Below are 3552 nucleotides of genomic sequence, written 5' to 3'. Positions count from 1 at the left end.
GATTCCACACCGGCACCATGGCTATACCCCACCCCGAGATGCCCGCTTAACGAACTGCTGAATGAGGCTTTAATACCTGCCTGGTATATTCCACGTCTGCCCGACAAATCATTGACAAAATTACCGTCATTATTCACTTTCACCCGGTTATCATCGACAAATTCTTTGCGCACAGCCGCCTTCAGCCACGGCTCAACTTCCATGCCGTTCCCCAGACGCATGTTGTAACTCAGCGTTGCGCCCAGTTCACGATATATACTGCGGGTATCGACTGATTTCGATTCCATACCATTGGATAAATGATATTCGGGGTTATCAGCGGTGAACCCCGTTAACGATGCATACGGCGTCAGGTTCCAGTTACCATCGGTAAATCGCATCCCGGTTTCAATGTGACCGCCCAGCCCGTTGCTGCGATAACTGCCGTTGGCGGCTCCACCGCTGCTCATTTTACCGGCTACGTTACTTTCAAAGCGGTTCAGCTTCACGATACCGTCCAGATAGAAACCACTTTCATGTTCCCAGCTGACATAGCCCCCCAGAGAATAACTGCCCACACTGCCATGTCCTCCACGATCAAAACCGATATGTGAATGGGAATAACCCATAAAAGCGCCCAGCGTCGCAATCCCCTCAGGAATACCATTACGGCTATCGATCCCCACCGTCATTCCGGTCAGCGTCTGCTCAAACCCGGCACCCGCATCGGTGGTGACATTATTACGGGTGTTATACGTCGTCCCCCAGACATTATTGTTGTGTGGACTCGCTTTCATTATGTTCAACCGCTCGCGAATACTGTTTAGCTCAGCATCAAAGACCAACGGTAATGTTGCTGCCATATTGAGTACGGCTGCCGTAGAAGGCGTGATGCGTTTCTCCGGGACGGGTGTCGGCGTTGGATCGGGAGTCGGGTCTGGTTTCGGATCCGGTTTTGGGTCTGGTTTTGGATCCGGTTTCGGATTTGGGTTGGGGTCCGGGTTGGGTTTGACATCATTGGTCAGGTTCCAGTTGCTGTTGCCGTCGCTTTTCAGGACATACTCATAGGTCCCAAGATCAACGAAACCGCCGGTATTACCCAGCGTAAACGAAGCATCCCCTCCCCCTGTTTTCACCAGCGTCATCGCGTCGTCAGACTGAGGGCTGACGCCGGTATCCTGAACAAAGATTTTAAAATTGCCAGTGGCGTTGTTGTTGACGACCAGTTGATCGCCCCGGGAGCCTGCAACGTTGGTATGCAGGTAGAAATTACCGCTGCCGGAAAGTTCACTGGTGGTCAGCGTATTGTAGATACCGTTAGTTGTGGCAGGCGCTGCTGTTTGTGCTGATAAATAAACATCACCGTCGTTGAGGAGCAAACTGTTTACTCTATATTCGCAGTTGCTGGTGCCTGCACAGGAATTATTGCTGTTAAGCCAGACATTGCCCCGGCTGGCAGCCGTCAGGTCGGCAAGCGTCGTATCGACGCCATTTCCGATAGTTAATGTCGCGCTATCGGTAATCCGGACCACCCCTTCAAGTTTAACTGGCGTAACATTATCCCGTGGCGTCATTAACGACAGGCTTCCTGTCGCGCCACTGACCGATGCATCCGCCAGCGTACCTGCGTAGACGATTGCCGTCCCGCCAGCGACCTGTAGATCTTCTGCCCGGGCCAGAGCCTGAAACTCATCTTTTGACCGACCAAGGGTATATTGCCCACCGGAATTAACCTTTGTGGCGAAGTCCTGACCCAGGTTTTGCATTGCCCCACCGTTGCCAACCGTGGAATCGCGAGCTTCGGTACCTGCTAATACCAATAAATTACCGCCATTTTCCAGCAGCACATTGGTCGCTAAATTTCCGGCAATGGAAAAGGTGCCGTACTGGTGAGTACCGCTGATTTCAATACCGTTAGCCGTGCTCGTCTGGAGAGCGGCACCGCTGTTCTGGATGATATCTGTCGCTTTGCCATTATCGTTGACTGTCAGCGTACCGCCTTCATTAATCGTTGTTTTTACTGCCTCACCGTTAGCCGAAACTGTTTGTATTCCGCCGTCGTTAATCGTTGTCTCATTCGCCACACCCTCGACGATTTGTTCACCGCCGGTAAGCATCGTGCCAGTCGCAGTGGCTTTTGTTTTGACGATCTCCCGTCCGCCCGCATTGACCTGTGTTTTGGCGGAAGTGGTGTCTGACTCCACGGTTAACACGCCGCCATTTGCCAGCAGGATATTGTTCGCCGCATCCTGCTCGATGCTGAACGCGACGCCATCAGCGCGTGTCCCTGTGACCCGCGTCGCCCTGGTGGTTGCCACCAGCGCGCCCTGGCTACTCTGCTGTATCCCCGTAGCGCTGCCTTTCTCCCGCACATCGAGTGTGCCGCCGTCATTAAGTACCGAGTTTTCAGCCAGACCGCCCTCATTAACTACCTGTGAACCGCCATTAATAATGGAACCTTCCGTTGTCCCGTTTGCCATAATTTGTTGCAGGCCAGAGACGATATCGGTATTGATCGCCTTACCATAATTCTGAACGGTTTGCGTGCCGCCTTTGATGTGCGTTTTATCTGTTGACCCACCATCAACAATTTGTTCACCACTTTCGATATTTGCCTCAGTGGCTAAACCATATACCGTTTGCTTGCCACCTTTGATATTTGCTTTATCAGAAGTGGCACTGGCATATATTGTTTGGGTGCCCGCACTATTGAGTACAGTGCCAACATCTTTTCCATAAACATCCATTTTGCCGTTGGCATTAATAATCGTATCAACTGCCCGGGAACCAGTAACGACTGTTAATGAGCCAGCGTTTTCCAGCACTACATTTTTAGCTTCTGAATTCCTGATGTAGAAAGCATCACCAAAACTGTTGGTTCCTTCGATAAGTGTTCCGGAAGTCGTGGAAGCAATTAATGCGCCGCCGGATTGTTGCTCAACATGCTTAGCCTCACCACCGTCCTGAACCTCCAGAACGCCACCATTATTAAGTCTGGTGGTATCTGTTTTAGCCTCCTTCTGGACAATCAGCTTACCGCCAGCATCAACGGTAGTATTTTTCGCCGTGGTTTTAGCCACTACCGTCAGTTCGCCGGTATTTTCCAGCACAACATAATTAGCCTCACCTCCGGTAATAGTGAAGTGAGAGAGTTTGTTGTATCCTTCGATATCAGTCCCTGCGCCCGTGTTGGCAACTAAAGCACTGCCCGTCTCCTGGTTAACCCCATGTGCGATACCACCGGTATAGACAATCAGCGAGCCTCCGGCGCTAATATTGCTGCCAGTTGCCGTACCATCTTTCTCAACAACCTGCCGGCTCCCGGAGGAAATATTTGTCGTGTCAGCTTTCCCGCCGCTCTTGATATTTTGCGTTCCACTGTTGATATTGGTGCCCGTGGCAATACCATGATTATTAATATTCTGTGTGCCACCATTAATTATGGTATTTGTCGCGTTTCCGGCAACATCCATAACGCCGCCATTATCTATTCGGGTCGCATCAGCTTTAGCATTCGTTAAAACTGACATTGTTCCTTTATCTTTAATAACCGTCTTGTTTGCCGAACCATAT

General features: G+C 50.9%; 1 protein-coding gene. It reads right to left on the bottom strand.

What is annotated here, in order from left to right:
* On the bottom strand, positions 1-3552 hold a 3552-nt coding region (ypjA, locus tag FQZ95_RS19170; protein ID WP_160530526.1), incomplete at both ends, for an adhesin-like autotransporter YpjA/EhaD.

Source organism: Escherichia sp. HH41S, from assembly GCF_009820115.1.
GTDB lineage: Bacteria > Pseudomonadota > Gammaproteobacteria > Enterobacterales > Enterobacteriaceae > Escherichia > Escherichia coli_F.
Note: the sequence above shows the minus strand (reverse complement) of the source record. Positions and strands in the feature narration are given on the sequence as shown.